General features: G+C 59.6%; 21 protein-coding genes and 1 tRNA gene. 14 read left to right on the top strand and 8 right to left on the bottom strand.

Annotated elements, in window-relative coordinates:
- The first annotated feature begins 163 nt into the window (after positions 1–163).
- Both KX928_RS09950 and KX928_RS09945 read left to right on the top strand, forming a co-directional pair.
- Positions 164–253, top strand: a tRNA-Ser gene (locus tag KX928_RS09950).
- Positions 254–2258: 2005 nt separating this feature from the next.
- Positions 2259–2870, top strand: a complete 612-nt coding sequence (locus tag KX928_RS09945; protein WP_219501547.1) for a transglutaminase-like cysteine peptidase — start codon at positions 2259–2261, stop codon at positions 2868–2870.
- Between the two features lie 172 nt (positions 2871–3042).
- On the opposite strand, the gene KX928_RS09940 is transcribed toward KX928_RS09945, so the two are convergent.
- Complete coding sequence (locus KX928_RS09940; protein ID WP_219501546.1) at positions 3043–3453, bottom strand: hypothetical protein; 411 nt, start codon at positions 3451–3453, stop codon at positions 3043–3045.
- A gap of 104 nt (positions 3454–3557) precedes the next feature.
- Complete coding sequence (locus tag KX928_RS09935; RefSeq protein WP_219502127.1) at positions 3558–4316, bottom strand: VPLPA-CTERM sorting domain-containing protein; 759 nt, start codon at positions 4314–4316, stop codon at positions 3558–3560.
- 598 nt (positions 4317–4914) lie between these two features.
- Between KX928_RS09935 and KX928_RS09930 the strand changes: the two genes are divergently transcribed.
- A complete protein-coding gene (locus KX928_RS09930; RefSeq protein ID WP_219501545.1) occupies positions 4915–5304 on the top strand; it encodes a c-type cytochrome in 390 nt (129 codons plus the stop codon).
- Between the two features lie 8 nt (positions 5305–5312).
- Here KX928_RS09930 and choV read toward each other — a convergent pair whose 3' ends face one another.
- The 4 genes from choV to KX928_RS09910 all read right to left on the bottom strand — a co-directional run bounded on the left by choV (position 5313) and on the right by KX928_RS09910 (position 11518).
- Positions 5313–6344, bottom strand: a complete 1032-nt coding sequence (gene choV / locus KX928_RS09925) for a choline ABC transporter ATP-binding protein (protein ID WP_219501544.1) — start codon at positions 6342–6344, stop codon at positions 5313–5315.
- On the bottom strand, positions 6341–7174 hold the full coding sequence (gene choW / locus KX928_RS09920) for a choline ABC transporter permease subunit (protein WP_219502126.1): 834 nt from the start codon (positions 7172–7174) through the stop codon (positions 6341–6343). The genes choV and choW overlap by 4 nt, the downstream gene beginning before the upstream one ends.
- Before the next feature lie 65 nt (positions 7175–7239).
- Positions 7240–8166 (bottom strand): choline ABC transporter substrate-binding protein, encoded by a 927-nt coding sequence (locus KX928_RS09915; protein WP_219501543.1) that lies wholly within the window; start codon positions 8164–8166, stop codon positions 7240–7242.
- A gap of 115 nt (positions 8167–8281) precedes the next feature.
- A complete protein-coding gene (locus KX928_RS09910) occupies positions 8282–11518 on the bottom strand; it encodes a chemotaxis protein CheB (RefSeq protein WP_219501542.1) in 3237 nt (1078 codons plus the stop codon).
- 245 nt (positions 11519–11763) lie between these two features.
- Between KX928_RS09910 and KX928_RS09905 the strand changes: the two genes are divergently transcribed.
- From KX928_RS09905 to KX928_RS09895, 3 genes are all read left to right on the top strand, one after another.
- Positions 11764–12441, top strand: coding sequence for a hypothetical protein (locus KX928_RS09905; RefSeq protein ID WP_219501541.1), 678 nt, complete (start codon positions 11764–11766; stop codon positions 12439–12441).
- Positions 12442–12521: 80 nt separating this feature from the next.
- The gene (locus tag KX928_RS09900; RefSeq protein ID WP_219501540.1) at positions 12522–13469 is read left to right on the top strand and encodes an aldose epimerase family protein; all 948 of its coding nucleotides are present in this window, start codon (positions 12522–12524) and stop codon (positions 13467–13469) included.
- A gap of 260 nt (positions 13470–13729) precedes the next feature.
- On the top strand, positions 13730–14059 hold the full coding sequence (locus tag KX928_RS09895; RefSeq protein ID WP_219501539.1) for a TfoX/Sxy family DNA transformation protein: 330 nt from the start codon (positions 13730–13732) through the stop codon (positions 14057–14059).
- 58 nt (positions 14060–14117) lie between these two features.
- Here the strand turns inward: KX928_RS09895 and ndk are convergent, their stop codons facing one another.
- Complete coding sequence (gene ndk, locus KX928_RS09890) at positions 14118–14540, bottom strand: nucleoside-diphosphate kinase (RefSeq protein ID WP_219501538.1); 423 nt, start codon at positions 14538–14540, stop codon at positions 14118–14120.
- A gap of 229 nt (positions 14541–14769) precedes the next feature.
- Here ndk and KX928_RS09885 point away from each other — a divergent pair, with 229 nt between their 5' ends.
- The 3 genes from KX928_RS09885 to KX928_RS09875 all read left to right on the top strand — a co-directional run bounded on the left by KX928_RS09885 (position 14770) and on the right by KX928_RS09875 (position 17959).
- Positions 14770–16632, top strand: a complete 1863-nt coding sequence (locus tag KX928_RS09885) for an ABC-F family ATP-binding cassette domain-containing protein (RefSeq protein WP_219501537.1) — start codon at positions 14770–14772, stop codon at positions 16630–16632.
- A gap of 106 nt (positions 16633–16738) precedes the next feature.
- On the top strand, positions 16739–17326 hold the full coding sequence (locus tag KX928_RS09880; protein ID WP_373274794.1) for a MarC family protein: 588 nt from the start codon (positions 16739–16741) through the stop codon (positions 17324–17326).
- Between the two features lie 51 nt (positions 17327–17377).
- Positions 17378–17959, top strand: coding sequence for a retropepsin-like aspartic protease family protein (locus KX928_RS09875; RefSeq protein WP_219501536.1), 582 nt, complete (start codon positions 17378–17380; stop codon positions 17957–17959).
- Between the two features lie 45 nt (positions 17960–18004).
- Here KX928_RS09875 and KX928_RS09870 read toward each other — a convergent pair whose 3' ends face one another.
- On the bottom strand, positions 18005–18463 hold the full coding sequence (locus tag KX928_RS09870; protein ID WP_219501535.1) for a DNA polymerase III subunit chi: 459 nt from the start codon (positions 18461–18463) through the stop codon (positions 18005–18007).
- Positions 18464–18604: 141 nt separating this feature from the next.
- On the opposite strand from KX928_RS09870, the gene lptF reads away from it, so the two are divergent.
- From lptF to pdxA, 5 genes are read left to right on the top strand one after another with little or no spacing between them, the layout of a single operon-like run.
- Positions 18605–19741 (top strand): LPS export ABC transporter permease LptF, encoded by a 1137-nt coding sequence (gene lptF, locus KX928_RS09865; RefSeq protein WP_219501534.1) that lies wholly within the window; start codon positions 18605–18607, stop codon positions 19739–19741.
- Positions 19738–20835, top strand: coding sequence for an LPS export ABC transporter permease LptG (lptG, locus tag KX928_RS09860; protein WP_219501533.1), 1098 nt, complete (start codon positions 19738–19740; stop codon positions 20833–20835). The genes lptF and lptG overlap by 4 nt, the downstream gene beginning before the upstream one ends.
- Before the next feature lie 3 nt (positions 20836–20838).
- The gene (locus KX928_RS09855; protein ID WP_308342278.1) at positions 20839–22962 is read left to right on the top strand and encodes an LPS-assembly protein LptD; all 2124 of its coding nucleotides are present in this window, start codon (positions 20839–20841) and stop codon (positions 22960–22962) included.
- A 5-nt stretch (positions 22963–22967) separates the two neighbouring features.
- Positions 22968–24188, top strand: a complete 1221-nt coding sequence (locus tag KX928_RS09850) for a peptidylprolyl isomerase (protein WP_257883654.1) — start codon at positions 22968–22970, stop codon at positions 24186–24188.
- Entirely contained in the window at positions 24185–25159 is a 975-nt protein-coding gene (gene pdxA / locus KX928_RS09845; protein ID WP_219501529.1) for a 4-hydroxythreonine-4-phosphate dehydrogenase PdxA, read from the top strand. The genes KX928_RS09850 and pdxA overlap by 4 nt, the downstream gene beginning before the upstream one ends.
- Positions 25160–25162: the final 3 nt, after the last annotated feature.

Raw genomic sequence — 25162 nt, 5'->3', positions numbered from 1 at the left:
CAGCCTGCGCAGCCGCGATCACCACAGGCAGGTCGCGGGCGGCGATATTCGGCAGCGGGCGGCTGCCGCGTGGAGGGGCCGCCATTTCCCTTCCTCCAATCGCCCGCATTTCATGTCGTTTTCAGCTTGTAACTCCGAGGTTTGCACGGCTATACCCGTCGACGGAGACGTGGCCGAGTGGTCGAAGGCGCTCCCCTGCTAAGGGAGTAGGCCCGGAAGGGTCTCGAGGGTTCGAATCCCTTCGTCTCCGCCACAGGGCTTTCGCAAGAGAGACCGGCAAACTCATGAGCGGAACAGTGGACGGCGGTCGTTTCGCAGAAGCGATGAAAGTGTACGACGGTTGCGCTGTCGCCCGTCAGCTCTGGTATCTTCCCCGACATCACCTGGGTTAACCTTCCTTGTCAGGGCGAAACACAGCGTATTGGCAAAATCAGACGCGTTTGATCCGCTGGATCTTCTGCACAGCAGCCGAGTTTCTCCGGCATGAGCATCGCGGAAGAAGATCTGTCGACCATCTCCGCCGTTGCATCTCGTGTCGGTATCGGAGGGTTGAGCCGCATGAAATTACCTGGATGGGCCTGCACGCCGAATCCGAGCCGGTCCCACACAGCAAAGCAAACAGAGGTGGCCAGGCCACCAGCAGAGAACGTTGTCGATTACGGTACTCACAGGCGCTATTACGAGAGCCAGCAAATCCTCACGTCCGCAGATGTCCACTTGAGGCGCGAACAATTCACTCTGGAATACTGAGAAAGTGATCGGCCCCGGATGCGTGGTCCCTTTTGATTTCTAGCGCAAAACCAGCTTGCTCCATCGGGTAAATGGTTTCTGGTGCGGACGGACGATCATCACAATTGGGATGAAAGTACTGGACTGTTTCGCGGTCCAGTTCAGTAAATTCATTCGTCGTTACTCACTAAGTCCAAGAGGCAGGAAGCATCACTCAAAATGTCAACTAATACCTGTTTCTCTGAATAGGTTAAGGTGTGTTTCTGCGTGACCCCATCTTCTCTTATGTGCCGCAAGGTCATCACATATCTGTCCGAGATTGTGGTCAAGACGGCGTTTCTGGCTGCCAGAAAGTAAGCAACGGAAAAGAAAACATAATTTTCAATTCCAAATTGACCTTCAATTATTTCGTACTGTAACTGGTAACGTCGCGTCGTTATCTGAAGTGTGTTTCGTCATTGCGTTTTGCAAAATTCAAGCCGTGAGTTTCGGACATCCATGTCTGCGACTTTACTATCATTTGGGATGAACGACGCCTGATACGTGATCAGAAAACGGATGATGGCGGACCTTTCACCTTGTATTTCGCAATATTGAGTTTCGGCGGAGACGTTGGGGTGTCCAATAACGCCAACGAAAGCACGGAAATTAGCGGTACATGTCTCATTGGCGATGCACTGAAGACCAGCTTTGCTGGCTCTCTCCTTTGCTAGAAGGAAACCGCCAAGCCCGAGCACCGCCGAGCCTAGTCGACACCTATAGGCATACTGCATTCGCCCTCTGCCAAGGGCCCCTTTCATGCGTCGCGGTAGAAAGACGCGTCTCGAAAATCACAAAGGTATTCCATCAAGAGCTTATGGGTGCGTCTGAGTACACCCAAAGCATGCGCGGAGTGCTGGTGACAACGATTTCGTGAACGAACCGCTGAGAGCCTGATGCATGGTTAACGCACCAGACGTCTGGCAGACCCGGCTGCGGCAAAACTGTAACCCCCACGGACCGTCTTCCGATGCGGCTGCGAGCTGGTGACATAAGCTTTGACCGCACGCCCTTGCTTCGTCGCAGAAACCGGACGGACCACATGTAAGTCCCGCCGGAGACCCCAACTCTCGCACGAACTGAGCTCGGCATAATCTGGTATGACCGCGGAGTATCCACACGCGATGACAGCTATGGCGTCACCCGGTTTTCGTGGGGTTCAACCATTGCGCGCACGGCGGAAATGCGCGCAGTTGGCGCGCGCCGATGGAACTTCATTCATAATTTCGACAAATGATTTAAGTAATCTATTGTGCCTGCTCACATAACCGTAACACTCTTCCGCCGATAATCACATTCATGACACGACTTAGTCCCATTCTCCTGAAATGCTTCGCCAAGAGCGCGCAAGACATGGGGATGTACACGTGGCGATTTTGAAACCGGACACCGCAGGACCGTCGAAATTCTCATACGCTGAGAGAGCGAGCAGACGCTGCGAACCAATCCGCGCGCGCGCGCGCAAGGTGAGCCATAGCTGGATCGGTTGCATGTGTCGGGTCTGGGTGCTCTGCCTGACCGGCGTGACCCTGGCGGCTCTGTTGAGTGCCTCGCCGGTGCAGGCCGGAAGTAACAGTGCAAAATTTCTTCTGCCGCAACGCACGATATCAGCGCCTGCGGGTTTCGCCGGGCTTTGCGCAAAATACCGTTGGGTATGTGCCCCATCCGCCCGGTCAAACATCAGTGAAGACGCGACACTGCGTGCCGCCAAGGCGATCAACAATCGTGTAAACAGGCAAGTTCGGCAGATCGAAGATCAGGTGCAATATGGTCGCGAAGAGCTGTGGACACTGCCAACGGCGCGCGGCGGTGACTGCGAAGACCTGGTATTGCTGAAAAAGAAACTGTTGATTGAACACGGCATCCCATCGGAGAACCTTTTGATCGCCACCGTGCTCGACCGGAAGCTGAACAGCCACGCGGTATTGATCCTCAGGACGGCCGGTGGTGACCTTGTCCTCGACAGCCTGACCAACAAAATCATGCCGTGGAAACGCACGGGCCACACATTCCTGAAGCTGCAAAATCCCGATGCGCTGAACCAATGGCATGCAGTTTTGGCCGGGGGTGTCATCAAGGACCGCCCGACGGCCTCACGCTAAGCCGATCCCTCGGCACTCCATGCTGGAGGCGCATGACCACGTAAAAAATTCTTCAGCAAAAGAAGTCGCTGGCCGAATGCCGTTTGGACGAAAAAAGGGCGCTCAGTGAGCGCCCCTGTTCGGATCTGACTTCGAGCTGGCATATTAGCCAAGTGCTTGAAGGGCCCAGCTCTTACCCGGGCAAAACACCGCCACCGGGACCAGGGCCGTCATCGCCAGGGCCGTCATCGCCAGGGCCGTCATCGCCGGGGGTCTCGCCACCCGGTGTGCCACCGGATTGCGTTGGGCCGCTTGGATCCTTGCCGTCGTTCTTGCGTTCCGTTTCATCATCAAAGTTTTCATTGATCGATGCTGTTGCAGCCTCCGTCAAGGCCAGCGCGCTGTCAGGGCAATACTCGAACATGCGCGACAGGATATCCGCGAAATCCGCACGTTTTGTAATGCGCTTGCGAATGTGTTCCGGAATCGTCTCCAGCTGGCAGACGTTGTATTCCTTGGCGATGGATTGTGTCGGAACACCTGCGCCCAATGTGGCGATGCCCGCCGCGACAACAGTCAGTTTAATAAATGCAGAGTACTTCATGATGACTCCTAAAGTTGGTTTTACTGGTTACTGACAAAGGCAAAACTGCCTTCGTCCCTTTACACTTTTCACAATTCACCGGCTGTGCGACCGCGCAATCCGGCTCAGGCCGCTCTCTGGGAGCGGCGGCGCATCGCGACAAGCCCACCCAGACCACTCAGCAAAAGCCAGGCACCGGCAGGCAGCGGCACGGTGGAGATGTTGCCGTAGATGCTGATGGTGGACGTGCCACCCTCGACGTTCGTCCAATACCCGGTGCCGGCGTTGTAGGTACTGCCAACACCCTTGTCAGCATCTGCCAGACCAAACCCGATGGACGTCAGCCGCAAGCCGTTGCCAAGCGCAACCGGCACGCCGAACGCGCCGGTGTCCAGAAAAAAGCTGCTGATCATATCAGGATTATTGCCGGCGGCTTCGTTGGCACTTGTGTCGTAGTACACGTCAGGTGTGTTCGTGATCCCGAAGCCAACGGTCTGGTCCAGTTCAAGCACCGAGGGCAGAACGAAAGCAAGGCTTAGATTGACGTTGCTGCTCCAGCTTGCGCCGGCGTGGTAGTTGGACTGGTTGTTCCAGGTGATTGTGCCGAGCAGGACATCGCCTGCTTTCACATCACTATGGTCGTAGCTGAAATTGAGGCTATTGACCTTCAGAGAGCTGGAATCGCCAATGGAAACAGTCGAACTGCCGTGGCTTGGCGTTCCCCAATGGAGCTGATTCGTGCCGTCTCCGACGAATTCAATGGATTTTGTCGCGCCGGTCGGGGCCTCTACTGTGCCGCCGAAAGAGCCTGTTACGATACTGGCTTGGGCGATGCTGCCGATGCTCAGGCTGAGCACCCCGGCAAGGGTTGCGTATTTCATCATTTTAACACCTCGTACTATTTAAAAAACGCCTCTTATTTGATCATTTATACAGGTGGCCCTTCACAATCAAGCCAAGGATGCGCCGCATTTCTGCCTTTTTCTCAACTGTACGTTTCCCCTACCGAACCTATCAGATTTGACGCGGCACATTAGCGCCACAGCAGAAACGAACCGAACCTGAGCGTGCACATAATTCTGCCAGATTTCGGCCCGGACAACACGCCCGCGAAGAGAAAGGGACACGCCCTACGCCAATGAAAAGGAACAGCTTTTCCGAAGGAACGGCGCGGCCCGCGCAAGCGATTTCCTGCCGATCGGTCGGCAACGCCTTGACAGGTGAATGGTTAACGAACTTCCAGCAAAAAAGACGGGTTTCCGCGTTCACAATTTGTTGCGCAAATGCCACTTTCGACAGAATGATCACACATTAACCAGGAAGTTCCGGGGCAAACCGCGACCACTGACCGTTTATTGGAAACGGTGGGAGGCGACTCGCATCACACGAATACGTCGCGGCAGGCGCGAAAATTGATGTACATCAACGCCGACCGCGCGCAGGCCTGATAGCGTCACTTGAAACAACTTGAAGGGGTCGATCATGCGCTTTTTTCTCATTGCAGCTCTTTGTCTTGGACAGGCATCCGCCGCACAGGATCTAAGCGAAGGGAAAAAGCTTTTCCGTCTGCACTGCGCAACCTGTCATGGGGTATCGGCAGAGGGGAACGGTCCGATGGCGCCGGTTCTGCTGGTACAGCCTGCCGATTTGACCCAGCTCTCGGAAAAATCGGGGGGTCAATTCCCGACCTTCAGAGTAATACAACGGATTGACGGGCGCGATACGCTCGTCAGCCACGGCAGTGACATGCCGGTTTATGGTTGGTTTTTCGAAGGCAGCGATGTTGCCATTTCGACACCAAGTGGTCAGCCGATCATGACAAGCCAGCCCATTGTGGACCTTGTTGAGTGGCTCAAGAGCGTTCAGGAATAGGCGCGGGCTCAAGGCTCCTGGCGCGGGTCAAGGATGCGGGCGATCACACCGCTTTTCGTGACCTGCCCCACCAGATCACCGCCCTCTTTTACGCCCAGTGGGCCATCTGTTTCCAGCAGCTTCCGCATGACCTGTTCCACCTGCATGTCCGCGGGCACAGACTGGTCCGGAGCGCTGTCGGGCGGTTCCATCACATCACCGGCACGCAGCACGCCAAGAGGGTTCATATGGGCGACGAAATCGGCCACGTAGTCGTTGACGGGGTTTGAGAAGATATCCTGCGGCGTGCCGCATTGAACAATGCGCCCGCCTTCCATGATCGCGATCCGGTCCCCCAGCTTGAATGCCTCGTCCAGATCGTGGCTTACGAAAATGATCGTGCGCCTGAGATCGCGCTGCAGGTCCAGCAGCTCGTCCTGCAGGCGGGTGCGGATCAGCGGGTCCAATGCCGAGAATGGCTCGTCCATCAGAAGGATCGGCGCATCGGTTGCAAAGGCCCGCGCCAACCCCACGCGCTGTTGCATGCCCCCGGATAATTCGCCCACTTTTCGGTCCGCCCAGTCAGATAGCCCAACAAGGTCCAGTTGCTTGTCGGCCCGGGCGTAGCGTTCGTGTTTCGACACATTGGCCAGTTCCAGACCCAGGGCCACGTTCTCTCGGACGCTGCGCCAAGGCAGCAGGCCGAACTGCTGGAAGACCATGGAAACGCATTCACGTCGCACGCGACGCAAATCAGGGCCCGAACTATGGGTCACATCACACGACCAGTTACCGTCAAACACCCGCACGGCGCCGCGCACCACCGGGTTCAGCCCGTTCACCGCCCTCAGCAACGTGGATTTGCCGGAGCCTGAGAGCCCCATCAGCACCAGAATTTCTCCCGCCGACACGTCAAGCGAGCAGTTATGCACACCAAGCACCTGATTGGTGGTTTGCTGGATTTCCGCCCGGGATTTGCCGGCATCCATGTCCGGCAACGCTTTTCCGGGCGCGTCGCCGAAAACGATCGACACGTTGTCGAATTCGACCGCGTTTGTCATTGGCGATCCACCCGCAGCATCCGGTCGAGCATGATCGCAACCACCACGATGATAAACCCGCTTTCAAACCCAAGCGCGGTATTGACCTGGTTGAGCGCGCGCACCACGGGCACCCCCAGCCCATCCGCACCGACAAGGGCCGCAATGACAACCATGGACAGCGACAGCATGATGGTCTGGTTCAATCCTGCCATGATTTGCGGCAGCGCGTAGGGCAGTTCCACTTTCCACAACTTCTGCATGGGCGTCGCACCAAAGGCATCCGCCGCTTCAAGAAGCGGTTTCGGGGTGGTGCTGATCCCCAGGTGGGTCAATCGAATAGGCGCAGGAACCACGAAAATCACCGTGGCGATCAGGCCGGGCACCATACCGATGCCAAAGAACACGATGGCGGGAATAAGATAGACAAAGGTCGGCAGTGTCTGCATCAGATCAAGCACCGGGCGCATCGCCTGGAACAAGCGCGGCCGGTGCGCCGCCGCGATCCCGATGGGCACGCCGACGGACATGCACACCACGCAGGCCGACAGCACCAGCGTGATGCTTTCCGTCATCTCCTCCCAATAGTCCTGATTGAGAATGAAGAGAAAGCCCAAAGCAACAAGAACGCAGGTCTTCCAGCTTTTTTGCAGAAACCACGTCAATGCCACGAATATCGCGATGATCAGCAGCGGATGCGGCGTTTGCAGCAACCACAGGATGACGTCGATCATCCATTCCATCACCACCGCGAGCCCGTCGAAAAACCACTCGCCATTGGTTTGGAGCCAATCGAAGAATGCCGCTGCACCTTTGCCAACAGGTATTTTCGTCTCGGTCAGCCAGTCCAGCAAAACATGCCCCCTACCCCGGATCGGTTGACGCTCCGCCCGGTGTTACGGGCGGAGCGTGGGTCTCACAGGCCGAGGGCCGTTTTCACGGCGGCAACGCTGTCACCACCATCGACGGTTGTCACGCCATCGAGCCACGCCATGAATGCGTCCGGGTTGGCGGAAAGCCATGCTGTCGCGGCCTCCGAAGGGTCCGTGCCATCGTTGAGAATGGCGCCCATGATCTCGTTTTCCATGGCCAGCGTGAACTTCAGATTGCCGAGCAGTTTTCCGACGTTCGGACATTCGGCGCCGTAGCCCGCGCGGGTATTCGTGTAGACCGTGGCGCCCCCGAGGTCGGGGCCGAAGAAGTCATCTCCGCCGGTCAGATAGCCCATGTCGAAATTTGCATTCATCGGATGTGGTTCCCAGCCCAGAAAGACGATGGGTTCGTCTTTCTTTGACAGCCGCTCGACCTGCGCCAGCATTCCCTGCTCGGAGCTTTCCTTGACCTCGAAATCTTTCAGACCAAAGGCGTCCGCGTCGATCATCGACTGGATAAGGCGGTTGCCGTCGTTGCCCGGCTCGATGCCGTAGATCTGGCCGTCCAGCGCATCTGCATGTTTCGCGATATCCGCGAAGTCCTTGATGCCAAGGTCCGTCGCCGCCTTATTGACCGCCAGAGTGTATTTCGCCCCTTCGAGGTTTTCACGCACCGTGTCCACGGTGCCAGCGTCACGATAAGGCGCGATATCGCCTTCCATGGTTGGCATCCAGTTGCCGAGAAAGACGTCAACATCCCCCTGCGCCATGGAGGTATATGTGACCGGAACTGACAGAACCTTGATGTCCGTCTCGTATCCCAGCGCGTCCAGAACAACCGTCGTTGCAGCCGTCGTCGCCGTGATATCCGTCCAGCCGACATCCGAAAAGGTAACCTGCGTGCAGTCGGCGCTTGCCATACCTGCGACCGCGACAAATGCCAGAGTGCTTACCGTTGTCTTGAAATTCATCCTTGATCTCCCGTTTGGCTTTTTTTTCATAGATGCGCGGGTTTAACTGGGCGGTCAAGGCGAAACCCGCAGCATACCGGTCACTGAAAATGCAAAGCCAAACGGTTGCGATACGTTATCCCGCCTCGGACAGGGCGCGGAAGACACCGATGATCTTGGTGATTTCACCGGATTGATCGGCGCGCGCGAGGCCGAAGGATTCAACCTCGACCGTATCGCCGGCGCGGTTGACGATACGGTGCTCGAATTTGAAATCACCACCATTTTGAGCAACCCGCCCGATGTGCTTGCGCACCAGATCGCGATCTTCCGGATGGTAATACTTCAACCCCGCTTCAAGATCAGGCGGCGGCGATGACGGGTCTTCGCCATGAATGCGGTACACTTCCGAAGACCAGTGCAATTCGTCCGTCTTCAGATCCAGCGACCAGAAACCGATCTTTGCAAGTTCCTGCAGCAAGTGCAGCTGTGTGACCGCTTCCTCCGCCTCGTTCCGCGCCGCAACGACCTGTGTGATGTCCGTTCCGACGGAGTAAATCGACGAAGAACTCTGGGAGGGATCGGCGAAGATGAAATTCTCCGTGCTCATCCAGGCTGTCGCGCCATCGTCTTTGGAGATGACCGCGTTCACATGGCGCAACCGGCCCGATTTGCTGTCCATCAACAGGTTATCGCGTTCACGCACGGCCGTCGCAGTGGCCTTGTTGGCCAGCTTGAAGAAGTTCTTGCCTTCCGCGTCCTGGCGCGTGGTTCCCAGCAAGTTGGCCGATTTCTCACTGATCCGCAGGATGGTGCCGTCCAGCGTCCGGTTCAGCATGAAAATTTGAGCGTGATCGAGGATCAGGTCCATTTCCTGTGCCAGTCCCGGGAATTCGGAAACCACCATGGTAGAGCCCTTCATCTGGCCGCGCATGTCAAAGAACGGCGAACACGTCAGCTTGAAACGCGAACCTCTGGAGGTGAACTCCCGGGAAATCGGCTCCCCGAGCTTGAGGGTCTCGTTGCAGATCGGCGCCAGAGACGGGCAGTTCTCCGGCAGGATGCATTGGCTGATGTGCGGGTTCGACACCGGGCGCGACAGGCCAAACATTTCCGCGGCCGCGTTGGTCGCCTGCGAGATCTGCAACGCGGTATCCAGCACCATGATCGCCAGCGGCGCGGTTTCCAGAACGGACATCAGCTCGCCCGTGCGCCCGCTCAGTTCCGCCGCGGTCACCTGCAACTCCTCGTTGACGGTGATCAGTTCCTCGTTGGTTGATTGCAGTTCTTCGTTGGAGGTTTCCAACTCCTCGTTGGTGGCCTGCAGTTCCTCATTCGTCGATTGCAGCTCTTCGTTCAGCGACTGCAATTCCTCGTTGGAGGTTTCCAGCTCCTCAATCGTCTGTTGCAGCGCTTCACGCGTGGTCGCGACCTCATCCTCCAACAACCTGATCCGGTCACTCTCGAAGGTCTCGTCATCCGAGGACTCTTTGTTCTCGAAGCCCTTGGCCCGGTCGACCTGCACTTCGCTGAACACAACAAGCGCCGCGCGTTCGTTCAGATCCCGCGCGATGATCGGATACACATCCAGCCGAATTTCGGCGTCATCGTCCTCGGCCAGCAAATGGCGTACGCCCGAGCGATGCTCGCCGTTCTTGAGCGCCAGCGTCACCAGGCTGCGGGCTTCCTCGCGGAACGGTCTGCGCAACAGATCAATGTGCATTTTCAGGTTGCTCGACTCGTTCATCTCGATGAACGAACTGACATTGCCGTAAATGCGTACGATGGAATACTCATCCGTGACCAAAACGGAGTTTTTACCCAGCGCCAGCGCCAGAGCTTCGAACATCTGCCGGTCGGTCGAATATCCGGGCGGGGTCGGCGCGGTGGGTTTCACGCCACGCGATTGCGGCACGTTGCGCGCGTTGGAAAACGGCGTGTGTTCCGATCGCCTTATGGAGCGGCGGCGATAGATATGGGCCGACTGGCTGTCCTGGATAAACAGCTCATCCGACCCGGCAACGGTTTCAGCGGTGCCAAGAAACATCAGTGAGCTGTCTGTCAGCGCATAATGAAAGCGCGACATGACCTTGTGCTGAAGCGCGTTGCCAAAGTAGATCAGCAGGTTGCGGCAGCACAGCAGGTCGACCTTCTGGAACGGTGGGTCCTGACAGACGTTATGATCTGAGAAGAGAATGGCGGACCGCAGCGAGTCAATGACCCGGATGCCGTCGTTTTGCTGGATGAAATACCTGTCCGACAAATCCTTGGGAATGTCATTCAGCGCGGCCATGCCGTAAACGCCCTTGCGCGCGACCTCCAGAGCGTCCTTGTCGATGTCGGTGGCAAAGATTTGCACGTGGTCTTTCAGTTGCACCTTGGCGCCGCCCAGCGCCTCGCACAGCAGGATGGCGATGGAGTATGCCTCTTCGCCCGTCGCACAGCCGGCTATCCATACGCGAAATGGTGTGTTCGACTTCTTTTTCAACAGCGCCGGCAGCAGCTCCCTCAGCGCCTCGAACTCGCCTTTGTCTCGGAAAAAGCGGGTGACGGAGATCAGAAGATCCTTGAAGAGCGCGTCAACGGCGTTCGGATTGACGCGGCAGAACTGCGTGTAATCCTCGTGACTGTCGATGCCGAGGGCGACCATGCGCCGCTCGATCCGGCGGTTGATGGTGGTTTGTTTGTACTCGCGGAAATCAACCCGGGTGCGCGCCAGCAGGATCTGCAACAGATCAGAGGCCGGGCTTTTTTCCGAGGTTTCCTGCCGGAAAGCATCAAAATCACGCGGCGATGTCAGGATTTTCTGCAGGTGCGTACCTATCTCAAAGGGCCGCAGCACCAGATCGACACACCCGGTCTGCATGGCGGCCATCGGCATACCGTCGTATTTCGCACTTTCGGTGTCCTGCGCGATGGTGATGCCGCCCGCTTCGCGGATGGCCTGAACCCCGTAGGCCCCATCCGTGCCGGTTCCCGACAGAATGATCGCCATCGACTTTTCACCGTGAGTATCGGCAAGGCTCAGAAGGAACCGGTCAACCGATGGTTTGGGCGAGGCAACTTCGTGGCTTGGGTCGACAAGGCAGAGCTTGCCATCCTCGTAGACCACGTCGGTTTTGGGGGGGGTTACGTAAATCACATTGGGTTCTGGCTGCGAGCCGTCAACGACGTCACGTACCATCAGGCTCGTCTGGCGGGCGACCAGTTCCGTCATCAGGCTTTTGTGATGGGGTGACATGTGCTGAACAACGACATAGGCCACTTTCAGATCGGTGGGCAGTGTCGCGACCAGTTCGCGTATCGCTTCCAGCCCCCCGGCAGAGGAGCCAATGCCAATGATCGTCAGTTCTTCGTTGTCAGCCCCGTCCACACGCGTCACTCCCCGACTTGACAGCAATCCCAGATTGCGTCTGCAGTATGATACCCATCTTTAGCCTGTATTTGGCAACCCCTAGTTGCAAAATATTAACCTACCTGGTGCAGTTTCAACCACAAGCTACAGGGCCCTTAATTATTTTGTGCATGTTGCGCAACGGGTACCGTACGCACCGTTTACCTTTGACTACAAAAATGCAGGCATTGTGGGCGAAACATTTGAACCCACGGATAATATGCATGATGAGTCCCGATAGCGTTGTACCTTTGTCCTCGGATTTGTCCGAAAGAACACTCACCATCAACCTGATCCTCAAAGACGATCAGACAGTTACCGTGCGATCTTGCGAAGTGCTCGCGCGCGGGCTGCGCAATCGCGTATCCTTTCAGGACAAAAGCACGCTGGACACGATCTTCGTGGACAAGCTAGCGCATGCGGTACGCAAATGCCTCGCCACCATCCCCGATGGCGCGCATGTTCTGTCCGTGCCCGAATTTCTCGTGGAACTTCCGGGGATCGCCCTGTCCGGCGTGCACGTGCTGATCATGGAAGTGAAAGACGGGATGCGAAACGCGATTTTCCGGTTCAAGGAGTTTCTCGGCGCGTTGAACCTTGCCTTTCTGCCCGACATCGGATTCATGGAGCCCTACACAAACCACGCGGAAAAGCTTGCCACCAACGTGCTTGCTGATATCTGCCTGCCGCTCTTGAACATGTGCCGTGATCTTGAATACGCACAGGTCGACACGCGCGATCATCTGCCAAACGGGTTCGCCGACCGGGCGCGGGAGTTCGAGTTTCAGACTGAATTGCTCAAACGCTTCATTTTCAATGCGGGCATCGGGCACGCAGAACCGTCGCAAACCTATCTTGAGCACGAATTCCGCCCCAGACCGCTGACACTTCCGGGCGCCTAGCGCCACAGGTCAGCTTTGCGTTCCGGCGGACAGATGGCACAAGTCATTGTCCGTCATCGACTCGCCGAGGCCAAATATCCATGATCGTTCTGACCTCCGACATGCTGGAGGCGCATATTCTTCCACGCGGCGCGACCCTCGCGGGGCTCTGGATGAAAGGCATTCGCCACAGTCTGACCCTTGGTTTTGAGCAGGCCGCTTCTTTTGAAGCTTGCCCGATCTATGCCGGGGCGCTTGTTGGCCCCGTGGCAAACCGGGTCGCGGACGGGCGGGTCCAGATCGGCTCCCGGTGCTACCGGATGCCCGCAAACGAGGGGACAACATGCCTGCACAGTGGCGACCATGGCTTTCACGCACTGGAATGGAACGTCAGCCGCCAGTCGGCGCGCAGTGTGACCCTGCAACTGGAACTGCCCCATATGGCAAACGGATTGCCGGGGCGGCGCGTCATTGCTGCCCGGTATGACCTTCTGCCCGGCGCCACCCTCGCCCTGACGATCACCGCATCAAGCGATCGCGACACCGTCATGAACGTGGCCCATCATCCTTACTGGTGCCTGGACGGCCATCGGGATGTGTCGCGCCACCGGCTGCAAATCGACGCGGAGAGCTACCTGCCGGTCACAGGTGCAGGTCTGCCGACAGGTCAGATCACCCCCGTCGCCGGAACATCCTACGATTTCCGCACGCCCCGGTCCGTTCCGGTGGATCGGTCGCTCGATGCCAACCTGTGCCTGTCGCGCGCCGCCACCGCAGCACCGCGCCGTGCGGCGTCGCTGACCGGCTCGAACGGGCTGACACTCGGAATTGAGACCACCGAACCGGGACTACAGGTATACAATGGCAGCGGATTACCCGACGCGGCGCCAAAAGCGCTGCAGCGTCAGAAAATCGGCCCATTTGCAGGGATTGCACTGGAGCCCCAGGGCTGGCCCGACGCGCCGAACCACCCTGAATTTCCACGGATTTCACTGACCGCGGGTGCGCATTACAGTCAGGAAACGCTGTACCGGTTTACCAATAATTGAAGTCGAATGACATTTTCTCGTCACCGGGCTGCCCCGTAACCGGCAGAAAAGAAGGGCATATTAGGGTTTATCGCGTACGTCTGCCACGACGCGCAAAGGAAACCTGATATGTCTAAAGAGAAACCAAAACCTCCCAAAAACCCGCCAACGCAGGGCAGTAAACCCCCGCCGCCGCCCCCGCCGCCGATCACGGATTACGCAAGCCTTTAAAGCCAGCTTGCGGGTGACAACCACGCCCCGGACCGCCTATGGTCAGGGGCATGGCGACACCTGTTTCTTCCATCCGCAACCTCGGCCCGGCCTTTGAGGCCGCCTGCACCGCCGCAGGCATAAATTCGGCCGAAGAGCTGCGCGCCCTTGGTCCCGATGATGCCTATGCAAAGCTGCTGCGGGCAGGAACGAAACCCCATTTCATCGGATACTACGTCTTGGTGATGGGGCTGCAAAACCGCCCCTGGAACGATTGCAACGGCGTGGAAAAGGCCAAGCCGCGCGCCCGGTTCGACGCAATCAAGGCAAGCGCCTTTGATCAGGATCTCAATGCCTTCGAGCGCATGATGGACCAGATTGGCGTGAGGCCAACCTCCTGACAAAAAAAGGCCCGCCAGATGGCGGACCCTGTCATGTTTTACTCTGCGAAGCCGTGGCTTAACCCACAAGCTCCATGCCGGAGAAGAAATACGCGATCTCTACCGCAGCTGTTTCTGGCGCATCAGAGCCATGCACCGAATTCTCACCAACGCTTTCGGCAAATTCGGCGCGGATGGTGCCCGGTGCCGCGTCAGCAGGGTTCGTGGCGCCCATGACTTCGCGGTTCTTGGTGATGGCACTTTCGCCCTCAAGCACCTGCACAATCACCGGCGCGGAGGCCATGAACTCGCACAGCTCGTCGTAAAACGGACGCTCGGCATGGACCGCATAGAAAACGCCGGCCTGCTCCTTGGTCATGTGGATGCGTTTCTGAGCTACAATGCGCAGTCCCGCGTCTTCGAACTTGGCGTTGATCTTGCCAGTCAGGTTGCGGCGTGTTGCATCGGGTTTGATGATCGAGAATGTGCGCTCAAGGGCCATGGATGGTCTCCTGCAGGGGTTAATTTGCGGCGCGTCTAGCATGGGACATACCCCGGGGAAAGGCCTTTATTATCCCGGTCAGATGGTCAGTCGACAGAAAGATGCGGCACCATTTTTAACCACCTGCGGTCGTGGATTTTCCGATAACAGCCCCCAGCCCCGCGAAGAACCCGCAGATATCGCAAAGCGCGCATTGACATGTCCGCACCCGTGGTTCAGTGCAGCCGCCATGTTACGCATTTCTGACATAAGCTATTCCGTCGAGGGCAGGCCTCTGTTCGAAGGGGCAAGTGCCGTCATCCCCGATGGGCACAAGGTCGGACTGGTGGGCCGCAACGGTGCAGGCAAAACGACGCTCTTCCAGATCATCCGCGGCGAGCTCGGTCTCGACGGCGGCACGATCTCGTTGCCCAGCCGCGCCAGGATCGGCGGCGTGGCGCAAGAAGTGCCCTCGTCTGCGACCTCCCTGCTCGATACCGTGCTTGAGGCCGACACGGAACGCGCAGCGCTGATGCGCGAGGCCGAAACCGCCACGGACCCCGCCCGGATCTCCGAGGTGCAGACACGCCTTGCCGACATCGATGCATGGTCAGCCGAAGCCCGCGCGGCGACGATCCTCAAGGGGCTTGGGTTCGATGACGCCGAGCAGCAGATGCCATGCTCGGATTTTTCCGGCGGCTGGCGTATGCGCGTGGCGCTGGCGGCGGTGCTCTTTTCGCAGCCGGACCTGCTGTTGCTGGATGAACCGACCAACTACCTGGACCTCGAGGGCGCGCTGTGGCTGGAGGCCTACCTCGCGCGGTATCCGCATACCGTCATCATCATCAGCCACGACCGCGGCTTGCTGAACCGTGCCGTCGGCGCGATCCTGCATCTGGAGGAACGGCAGTTGACGTATTATCAGGGTCCCTATGATCAGTTCGCCCGTCAGCGCGCCGAACAACGCGCGGTCCAGGCCGCGATGGCGAAAAAGCAGCAGGCCCGGCGCGATCACATGCAGGCCTTCGTGGACCGGTTCAAGGCCAAGGCCTCCAAGGCCAAACAGGCACAGTCCCGTCTGAAGATGATCGAAAAGATGGATATGATCGCCAGCCCGGAACAGGTCGCCAGACGCGTCTTCACCTTTCCCGAGCCTGAAGAGCTTTCCCCGCCGATCATCTCCATCGAAGGCGGCGCCGTGGGCTATACCGATACGCCTGTGCTCAGCCGCCTGAACCTGCGCATCGATCAGGACGACCGCATCGCGCTTCTGGGCAAGAACGGCCAGGGCAAATCCACCCTCTCCAAGCTGCTCTCCGGACGTCTGAACCTCATGGCAGGCAAATCTGTCCGGTCCAACAAGCTGCGCATCGGCTTTTTCGCCCAGCATCAGGTCGAGGAACTGCATGTTGACGAGACCCCGCTGCAACACATGATCTCGGCCCGCCCGGGTGTCCTGCATTCGAAACTACGCGCGCAGCTCGCGGGTTTCGGGCTTGGCCCGGATCAGGCCGAAACCGAGGTGCGGCGGCTCTCCGGCGGGCAAAAGGCGCGGCTGTCGCTGCTTCTCGCGACGCTCCATGCACCGCATCTGCTGATCCTCGATGAACCGACAAACCACCTCGACATCGAAAGCCGCGAGGCGCTGGTCGAAGCGCTCACCGCCTACTCCGGCGCCGTGATCCTCGTCAGCCACGACATGCACCTCCTGTCGATGGTGGCTGACCGGCTCTGGCTTGTCTCGGATGGTACGGTCAAACCCTATGAGGATGACCTCGAAGCCTACCGCAAAATGCTGCTCACACCGGAGAAACCCGCCGGGAAGTCCGCCGCAAAGCCCCGGCCCGGCCCCGGAAAAAAACGCAGCACCCGCGAAGACTTGCTGTCGCTGAAGTCGGAAGCGCGCAAATCCGAGGCCCGGGTGGAAAAACTCAACGAGATGCGCGACAAGCTTGCAAAGAAGCTGGCGGATCCCGGACTCTACGAAGACACCAAGATGGGCGAGCTGGAAGTCTGGAACCGTAAGTACGCCGAGGTGATGGACGCGCTGGAACGGGCAGAAACACTGTGGATGACCGCCCTGGAAAAACTGGAGCAGGCAAGCGCCCCCTGACCGGTTTCTCTGGTTCATAAATATCCCGGGGTTTGGGGCAGAGCCCCAATGAGAAAGAACGGAACGACCCATCGATACTGCATTCTTCATTACCGCCTTCGTCACGATGTTCGTCGTGATCGACCCGATCGGTCTTGCCCCGCTGTTCGTGGCGCTGACCCAGGGCATGACCGATGCGGCACGCCGGCGCATTGCATGGCGGGCGACTGCCGTCGGCATCGCGATCCTGCTGGTCTTCGCTGCCTTCGGCGAAGCCATCCTGACCTTTGTCGGCATCTCCATGGCGGCCTTCCGCGTCGCGGGCGGCATCCTGCTCTTTCTTACCGCGCTCGACATGCTTTTTGAACGCCGCACCAAACGGCGCGAGGACCAGAGCGAAGAGGACCACAACGACCCTTCCGTCTTCCCGCTGGCGATCCCGCTGATCGCGGGCCCGGGCGCCATCGCCTCCATCATCCTGCTGATGGGGCAGCGCCCCGGGCTGGAAGGGGCCGCGGTGGTGCTTGGCGCAACGGGTATCGTGATGGTGATCGTCGTCGCCTTCTTCCTCGCCAGCGGCCCCATCGAACGGGCGCTTGGCAAGACCGGCGTCACGGTGGTCACCCGGCTTCTGGGGATGCTGCTGGCCGCTCTTTCGGTGCAGTTTGTTCTGGATGGCTTGAGCGCTTTCGGCTTTGGTCCGGCACAGGGCTGACAATCCCAAGATCGTGATTATGTTGGTTGCAACAATGCGCGAGGACACCACGTGGACAGCTTTGACACCGGCAGACTGATTTACCTGATCATCCTCGGCCTGATGGTCGTGGGCTGGTTTTTCACCCAATCCCGTCAATCGCTGAACAAATCGCTGCAGCAGGCGGCGCTGTGGGGGTTCATTTTTCTGGGGGCGATCGCAGCCTACGGTCTTTGGGACGACATCAGCCAGACGGTGCGGCCGCAACAGACCGTTTTTGCCGACGAGGGAAAAATCGTTGTCCCGCGCAGCGCCGACGGTCACTACTACATCGCCGCCGAGGTCAACGGCGCCCCGGTGCGCTTTGTCCTCGATACGGGCGCCACGGAAATGGTGCTTACCCGCGATGACGCCCTTGCTGCGGGGCTGAGCCCTGACCGTCTGAACTTCACCGGCCGCGCCATCACGGCCAATGGCGAGGTGCGCACCGCACCCGTGCGGCTGGACCGGGTGACCCTCGGCCCGGTAACCGATGAGAACCTCACGGCTGTGGTCAACGAGGCCGAGATGTCGCACAGTCTGCTGGGGATGACTTATCTGCAGCGCTGGGGCAAAATCGAAATCACCGGCGGTGAGCTCATCCTGACCCGGTAGGGCAGCACCGCCCGCAAGGCGCCCTCCGCAGGCCCCGCGCCTGTCTCAGGTCTCCGCCTTCTTTTCCCAGCGACCGGAGTCTTCGGACCAGTACTGGGCCGAGGCACCCGCATCCTTCAACGCCTTCCACTGGCTGCGGGCCTGATCCAGCGCCATCGCGTCATTGCCGTCAAAAAGCACGCAGACCCTGTCCATGGCCGCGACATCCTCAGCTGTCACCGGGGCACCATCCACCGTCATCAGGCACCGCGCGCCATTGACGGCCTCACCCTCGGTCGTGAGCAGAACCGGCTGCAAGGTGTCATGTGCGCCCCCCGCCAGACCGTGCGGCAGGAACCCGTCCTCCGCGCCCTGCCAGAGCTTTTCGTCAAGCCACGCCAAACGCCCCGGATCGGCACCGCGCACCACGACGCGCATGCCCGCGGCGGTCGCCTTGCCAAGCAGCATCGTCAGTGTCTCCTCCATCGGGCGACGTGTCAGATGGTAAAACAGCGCAGTCCCCAATGAACAAGCCTTCCAACGTGTCTTCAACTCTCCACGCAGAGGTACCGCGCGCATCCGCCAATGACCAGATAGCAGTTTTCGAGCGTCGTTTATTGGTTTATCGTTCCCTGACAGGCAACGGATAATCCAAAGGGGATCGAGGTGAGCAAAATCGACAGATACGTGCTGTCGCAACTGCTGATTCTGTTTGGGTTCTTCTCGCTGGTGCTGATCGCGATTTTCTGGATCAACCGGGCTGTTGTGCTGTTTGACCGTCTGATCAGCGATGGCCAGTCCGCGCTGGTGTTTCTGGAATTCACAGCGCTTGGCCTGCCCAAACTGATCACCACCGTCTTGCCCATCTCCGCATTCTGCGGGGCCGTTTACGTGACGAACAGGCTGAACAACGAAAGCGAGCTGACGGTCATGCAGGCGACCGGCTCCGGCCCGTTCCGGCTGGCACGCCCGTTTTTTCTTTTTGGGGTGATCGTCTTTGCGCTCGCCTCGGTCCTGAACCACCTCCTGCTGCCTATGGCGCTGGAACAGCTCAGCGAACGGGAGGCGGAGATCTCGCAAAACGCCACATCGCGGCTGTTGACGGAAGGCACATTCTTGCATCCGTCCACGTCGGTCACCTTCTACGCACGGGAGATCACCGAAGAAGGTGTGTTACGAGACGTGTTCCTGTCCGACAGGCGTAACCCCGACGAAGGCGTGATCTACACCGCCGCCGAAGCCTATCTGATCCGCAATCAGAACCTGACCACACTGATCATGGTCGACGGCACGGCCCAGCGACTGGACACTGCCGATGATCGGCTGTCGACGGCGGAGTTCAGGGATTTCTCTTTCGACATCAGCGCCCTGGTGCGCAGCGACACGGCGCAGGCCAGATCGGCGCGCAACATGATCACGTCCGAACTGCTGGTTCCCTGGAGCCAGGTGTCGGAGGCTACGAACCAGAGCCTTGGCGACATTGCCGAGGAATTCCATTCGCGCTTTGCCGAGCCCCTGTTCTGCATCGTCGCGGCCATGATCGGGTTTTCGACCTTGCTGATCGGCGGCTATTCGCGCTTCGGCGTCTGGCGTGAAGTGGTTGTCGCCTTCGCCCTTCTGCTTCTGATCAACGGCGCGCGATCGACGATGCAGAACCCGGTGCGCGACGACGCCCGTCTGTGGCCGCTGCTCTATGTGCCGGTTCTTGTCGGCGCGCTGCTGGCGTTTGGCATGCTGTGGTATGTCGCACGGCCAAACTGGTTGCGACGACGGCGCGCGCGACCGCAGGAGAGTGTTGCATGATCCTGCACTTCTATTTCGCGCGCCGCTTCGCGATGAGCTTTCTGATGCTGACGGTGGTTCTGTTTTCGCTCGTCACCCTGGTGGACCTCGTTGATCAGACCCGCGCTTTTGGTGATCTGGGCGTTACCTTTGGCCGCATCGTTGGCCTGTCCCTGCTGAACGCGCCGCAAACCTTGAATGAAATTCTGCCGCTGATCATGATCCTCGCCACGGTTGCGCTCTTTATCAGTCTTGCGCGTTCCTCTGAACTTATCGCGACGCGGGCGGCGGGTCGTTCCGCGCTGCGGGCGCTGGTCGCACCTGTTGTCGTCGCCCTGATGATCGGCGTTTTTGCCGTCACCATGCTGAACCCCATCGTGGCTGGTACCTCCAAACGCTTCAGCGAACTGGCAGAAAGCTACCGCACCGGGGGGGCGTCGACGCTGTCCATCTCCGGTGAAGGGTTGTGGTTGCGCCAGGGCGGAGAGGACGGCCAATCGGTGATCCGGGCCTGGCGCTCCAACGCGGACGCCTCGGTGCTATACGATGTCACCTTCCTGTCCTATGCGCCGGGTGGCGGGCCGGTGCAACGGGTTGCGGCGGAAAGTGCCTCGCTGCAAACCGGCGGCTGGCGGTTGCGCAACGCCAAGCTGTGGCCGCTGCGCCCCGGTGCAAATGCCGAAGCCCTTGCCGAGTACCACGACGAGTTGATCATACCGACCACGCTGACCCTTGAACGCATCCGGGAAAGCTTTGGCCGGCCCAGTTCCATTTCGATCTGGAAACTGCCTGAATTCATTCAGCAACTTGACCAAGCGGGCTTTTCATCGCGGTTGCACCGCGTGTGGTTCCAGACGGAACTTGCCCGCCCGTTGTTTCTGATGTCGATGGTTCTTGTTGCGAGCGCCTTTACCATGCGGCATACCCGGTTCGGGGGGACCGGCATCGCGGTGCTGGCCGCAGTTCTTTTGGGATTCGGTTTGTATTTTATTCGCAGCTTCGCGCAGATCCTCGGGGAAAACGGCCAAATTCCGATTTACCTCGCCGCCTGGATGCCGCCCGTTGCCGCCATTCTGCTGGCGCTCGGACTTCTGTTGCATGCAGAGGATGGCTGACACGTGAGACGCGCTCTAACCGTCTGTCTGATGCTGCTCTGGCCGGTTGCCGGTCTGGCGCAGGAGGATATCCCGGCGGAGCCCGCGGTTCTCATCGCCAATGAAATCTTCATCACCGCCGACCGGGTTCTGGTTGCGCGCGGCAATGTTGAAGCGTTTCAGGGAACAACCCGCCTGTCCGCCTCGGAAATCCGCTATGACCGCCGCAAGGGATCGCTGGAGGTTTCGGGCCCGATCACCATGCAGGACGGCGAGAGCATCACGGTTCTCGCCTCGGCGGCCGAATTGGACGCCACCCTCAAGACGGGCCTGCTGACCGGCGCACGGATGATCCTCGATGAGCAGCTGCAATTGGCAGCGGTGCAGATTCAGCGGACAAGCGAGCGTTACAGCCAGCTCTATAAGACAGCCGTCACCTCCTGCCAGATATGCGATGACGGCCGCCCGCCCCTGTGGCAAATCCGAGCCAAACGCATTGTGCACGACAAGGAGCAACGCCAGCTCTATTTCGAGGGCGCGCAGTTCCTGATCCGGAACACGCCGATCCTTTATATTCCGCAACTGCGGCTGCCGGACCCGACGGTGGACCGCGCAACCGGTTTCCTGATCCCGTCGCTGCGCACCACGTCGCGGCTCGGCACTGGCATCAAAGTGCCCTATTTCATCCGGCTTGCCGATGACCGGGACCTGACCCTGACCCCCTATCTCTCCACCCGCACCCGAACGCTGGAGTTTCGATACCGGCAGGCCTATGCCAAGGGCCGAATCCAAATAGACGGGGCGATCAGCCGTGACGATGTACGCCCGAGCGAAACCCGCGGGTATATCTTTGGCAACGGAGCGTTTGACCTGCGCAACGATTTCAAACTGAGATTCGATGTCGAAGTCACCACGGACGACGCCTATCTCGTGGACTACGGCTATTCAGGCAAGGACCGGCTCGACAGCGCGATCTCGATCAGCCGGGCTCGCCGGGACGAATACATCGGTGCCGGCCTGACCGCGTTCAAATCCCTGCGGGATGGCGAAATCAACGCAAACCTGCCGACGATTGTCGGCGACGCCATCTACCAGGTGCGTTACTTTCCAAAGGCGGTGGGCGGTGAGTTGCGCCTTGGCGCAAATGCCCACAGCCACTATCGCTACTCGGATGACGATATCATAGGGCGCGACGTATCGCGGTTCAGCACCGAGGCCGACTGGTTGCGAAGCTGGACCTTGCCCGGCGGGCTGCGCGCGGATGTCACGCTGGGGGCGACCGCAGATGTGTTCAACATCACCCAAGACAGCACCGTCCCGCAGACGCAAACCCAGCTTACGCCGCATGGCGCGGTGGCGCTGCGCTTTCCGATGACGCGGGGCGGCGCGGGGGATGTCACACAGTTTCTGGAGCCGATTGTCCAGATCGGCTGGGTTGGGGGCGATCGTCTGAACATCCCCAACGAGGAAAGCACGCGGGTCGAATTTGACGGCGGCAACCTTGTGTCGCTGTCCCGGTTTCCCGAACCGGACCGCCGCGAACGCGGGCGCACGGCAGCCATAGGTGTAAACTGGTCGCGATTTGACCCCGCGGGTTCCGAGACATCACTGACCTTCGGTCAGGTCCTGCGTGAAGATGCGGACGAGGCCTTTACCCTGACCTCCGGTCTGCAGGGCACCACGTCCAACTACCTTGTTGCCGGGCAGTACAAGTCGACAGGTGGGTGGGCGATCACGGCCAGAACGCTCTTCGATGACAGTTTTAACTTTGCTAAGGCGGAAATTCGGGGCGCTTACGGCAAGCGGCGGACGCGACTTGAGGGCAGCTACATCTGGCTGACCAAGGACCTTGAGGAAGAGCGTTCTGAAAACCTCGCCGAAATCGCGCTCGACGGGTCCTACCGCGTGGACCGCCACTGGACGGCAAATGCTGACTGGCGTTACGATCTGACGCTCGACCGGGCGGCCACGGCAGGGGTCGGGGTCACGTACAATAACGAATGCGTATCGGTCGCGTTTTCAGTGGATCGCCGGTATACAACCTCGGCAAGCCTTGCACCGTCGACAACTTTGGGCTTATCCATCGGGCTACGTGGCTTTTCGGCGCAAAAAGGCACTGACAGTTATAAAAGAACATGCGGGAAATGATCAAAATGAGCGCATCGAGCAAAATCGCAATCCTCTTCAGTGTGACACTGGGCCTTGCGCTGACCGGTCCGGTCACGGCGCAGGGGCTTTTCGACCCGGTGGTCGAGGTGAATGATGATGTCGTCACCGAGTACGAGGTGGAGCAGCGCGAAAGATTCCTGCGCCTGCTGAATGCGCCGGGGGCCAATCGCGAAGCCGTCATCGAAACGCTGGTCGACGAGCGGCTGCGGGCGCAGGCGGTGGAAGCATCGGGGCTGGAATTGACGCCCGAGGGAATTGAAGCGGGTATCACTGAATTCGCGGCGCGCACCAACCTCAGCGCCGAGGAATTCATCGCCGCGCTGGAAGACGGTGGTGTCTCCGAAGAAAGCTTCCGCGACTTTGTTGAAGTGGGCATCGCATGGCGGGATCTGATCGCGGCGCGCTACGGCGCGCGGGTGGAGATCTCCGAAAGGGAGATCGACAGTGCGCTGGGGTCCACCGGTGGTGCAAGCGGTATTCGCGTGCTGGTATCGGAGATCATCATTCCCGCGCCGCCGGAAAACCGCGAGGAAGTGCAGGAGATCGCCGAGCTGATTGCGGCATCGCAGTCCGAGGCGGAATTCTCCGAATATGCGCGGGAATATTCCGCCACCGCGTCGCGCGACGCCGGCGGACGGCTACCGTGGCAGGAGCTCACCAAATTGCCTCCCGTCCTGCGGCCCCTGCTGCTGGCGCTCGCCCCGGGAGAAGTGACCGACCCGCTTGCCATCCCCGATGCGGTCGCCCTCTTCCAGCTGCGCGCCATTGAAGAGACGGGCGCGCCGACCCGCGAGTATGCCGCGATCGAATATGCGGCCTATTACATCCCCGGCGGGCGATCGCAGGCAGGCCTGTCGAAGGCGGCGAGGCTGCGCGAAGAGATTGATGTCTGTGACGATCTCTATGGCGTGGCGCAGGGCCAGCCCGAAGAGGTTCTGGAACGCGGCAGCAAGCCGCCCTCCGAAATTCCGCAGGATATCGCCCTTGAGCTCAGCAAGCTGGATCCCAATGAAATCTCCACGGCGCTCACCCGCGCAAACGGAGAAACACTGGTCTTCCTGATGCTCTGCGGGCGCACGGCGGCGGTGAACGAGGAAGTTGCCCGCGAGGATGTCGCCAACGCGTTGCGGTCAGCCCGGATCAATGCCTATGCCGACAGCCTGCTGGACCAGCTGCGCGCCGACGCCCGTATCGTCACGCCATGACATCGGGCGCGGCGCCGGTTCTGATCAGCTGCGGAGAACCCGCCGGCATCGGCCCGGAGATCGCCGCGAAGGCCTGGGCACACCTCAGCGAGCAGATCCCGCTCGCCTGGATGGGTGACCCGCGCCACCTGACGCGCGACTGCCCTTACCAAGTGATAGCCAACCTGTCAGAGGCGGCAGATGTCACGCCGCATGCGCTGCCGGTTCTGGCCCATGCATTTCCCAAGGACGCAACCCCCGGCGCGCCGGACCCGGCGAATGCCCATGGTGTCATCGACGTGATCGCACAGGCCGTGGCGCTTGTTCAGAGTGGCGAGGCGGCCGCGCTGTGTACCGCGCCGATCCACAAGAAAGCGCTGATTGACGGGGCAGGTTTCGCCTACCCCGGCCATACCGAATACCTCGCCGCCCTCGCCGGTGGCGCGCGCGCGGTGATGATGCTGGCGTCTGACCAGTTGCGGGTTGTGCCCGCGACAATTCACATCGCCCTGCAGGATGTGCCGACGGCCCTGACGCCCGGGGTGCTGCGCGACACCATCGAGATCACCGCCCGGTCGCTGCGCGATCGCTTTGGCATCGAGACGCCCCGGCTGGCCATCGCCGGTCTGAACCCGCATGCCGGCGAAGGCGGGGCCATGGGCCGCGAAGAGCTGGATTGGATCACTGCGCTGATCGACCGGATGCGGGATGAAGGACTGGCCCTTCTGGGCCCCCTGCCCGCCGACACGATGTTTCATGCCGCCGCGCGAAAACGCTATGACGCGGCCATTGCCATGTACCACGATCAGGCGCTGATCCCGATCAAGACGCTGGATTTCGACAAGGGCGTGAATGTGACCCTTGGCCTGCCTTTCGTGCGCACCTCGCCGGATCACGGCACCGCGTTCGACATTGCGGGCAAGGGGATGGCAAACGCCACCAGTATGATCGAGGCCCTCAAACTGGCCGCGCGCATGAGTGAGCGGAGATAGCCG

This window comes from Roseobacter insulae, from assembly GCF_019375555.1.
In the GTDB taxonomy this organism is placed as follows: domain Bacteria; phylum Pseudomonadota; class Alphaproteobacteria; order Rhodobacterales; family Rhodobacteraceae; genus Roseobacter; species Roseobacter insulae.
The sequence above is the reverse complement of the archived record's forward strand: the minus strand, read 5'-3'. Positions and strand labels throughout refer to the sequence as shown.

What these genes read in the sequence shown, in the direction of transcription:
- lptG (WP_219501533.1), top strand. Translation starts at nt 19,738, where the DNA reads ATGATCCTGCACTTCTATTTCGCGCGCCGCTTCGCGATGAGCTTTCTG.
- KX928_RS09900 (WP_219501540.1), top strand. Translation starts at nt 12,522, where the DNA reads ATGATCGTTCTGACCTCCGACATGCTGGAGGCGCATATTCTTCCACGC.
- KX928_RS09935 (WP_219502127.1), bottom strand. Translation starts at nt 4,316, where the DNA reads ATGATGAAATACGCAACCCTTGCCGGGGTGCTCAGCCTGAGCATCGGC.
- KX928_RS09945 (WP_219501547.1), top strand. Translation starts at nt 2,259, where the DNA reads ATGTGTCGGGTCTGGGTGCTCTGCCTGACCGGCGTGACCCTGGCGGCT.
- KX928_RS09915 (WP_219501543.1), bottom strand. Translation starts at nt 8,166, where the DNA reads ATGAATTTCAAGACAACGGTAAGCACTCTGGCATTTGTCGCGGTCGCA.
- choV (WP_219501544.1), bottom strand. Translation starts at nt 6,344, where the DNA reads ATGACAAACGCGGTCGAATTCGACAACGTGTCGATCGTTTTCGGCGAC.
- KX928_RS09940 (WP_219501546.1), bottom strand. Translation starts at nt 3,453, where the DNA reads ATGAAGTACTCTGCATTTATTAAACTGACTGTTGTCGCGGCGGGCATC.
- KX928_RS09885 (WP_219501537.1), top strand. Translation starts at nt 14,770, where the DNA reads ATGTTACGCATTTCTGACATAAGCTATTCCGTCGAGGGCAGGCCTCTG.
- pdxA (WP_219501529.1), top strand. Translation starts at nt 24,185, where the DNA reads ATGACATCGGGCGCGGCGCCGGTTCTGATCAGCTGCGGAGAACCCGCC.
- KX928_RS09880 (WP_373274794.1), top strand. Translation starts at nt 16,739, where the DNA reads ATGTTCGTCGTGATCGACCCGATCGGTCTTGCCCCGCTGTTCGTGGCG.
- KX928_RS09905 (WP_219501541.1), top strand. Translation starts at nt 11,764, where the DNA reads ATGATGAGTCCCGATAGCGTTGTACCTTTGTCCTCGGATTTGTCCGAA.
- KX928_RS09930 (WP_219501545.1), top strand. Translation starts at nt 4,915, where the DNA reads ATGCGCTTTTTTCTCATTGCAGCTCTTTGTCTTGGACAGGCATCCGCC.
- ndk (WP_219501538.1), bottom strand. Translation starts at nt 14,540, where the DNA reads ATGGCCCTTGAGCGCACATTCTCGATCATCAAACCCGATGCAACACGC.
- KX928_RS09850 (WP_257883654.1), top strand. Translation starts at nt 22,968, where the DNA reads ATGAGCGCATCGAGCAAAATCGCAATCCTCTTCAGTGTGACACTGGGC.
- KX928_RS09895 (WP_219501539.1), top strand. Translation starts at nt 13,730, where the DNA reads ATGGCGACACCTGTTTCTTCCATCCGCAACCTCGGCCCGGCCTTTGAG.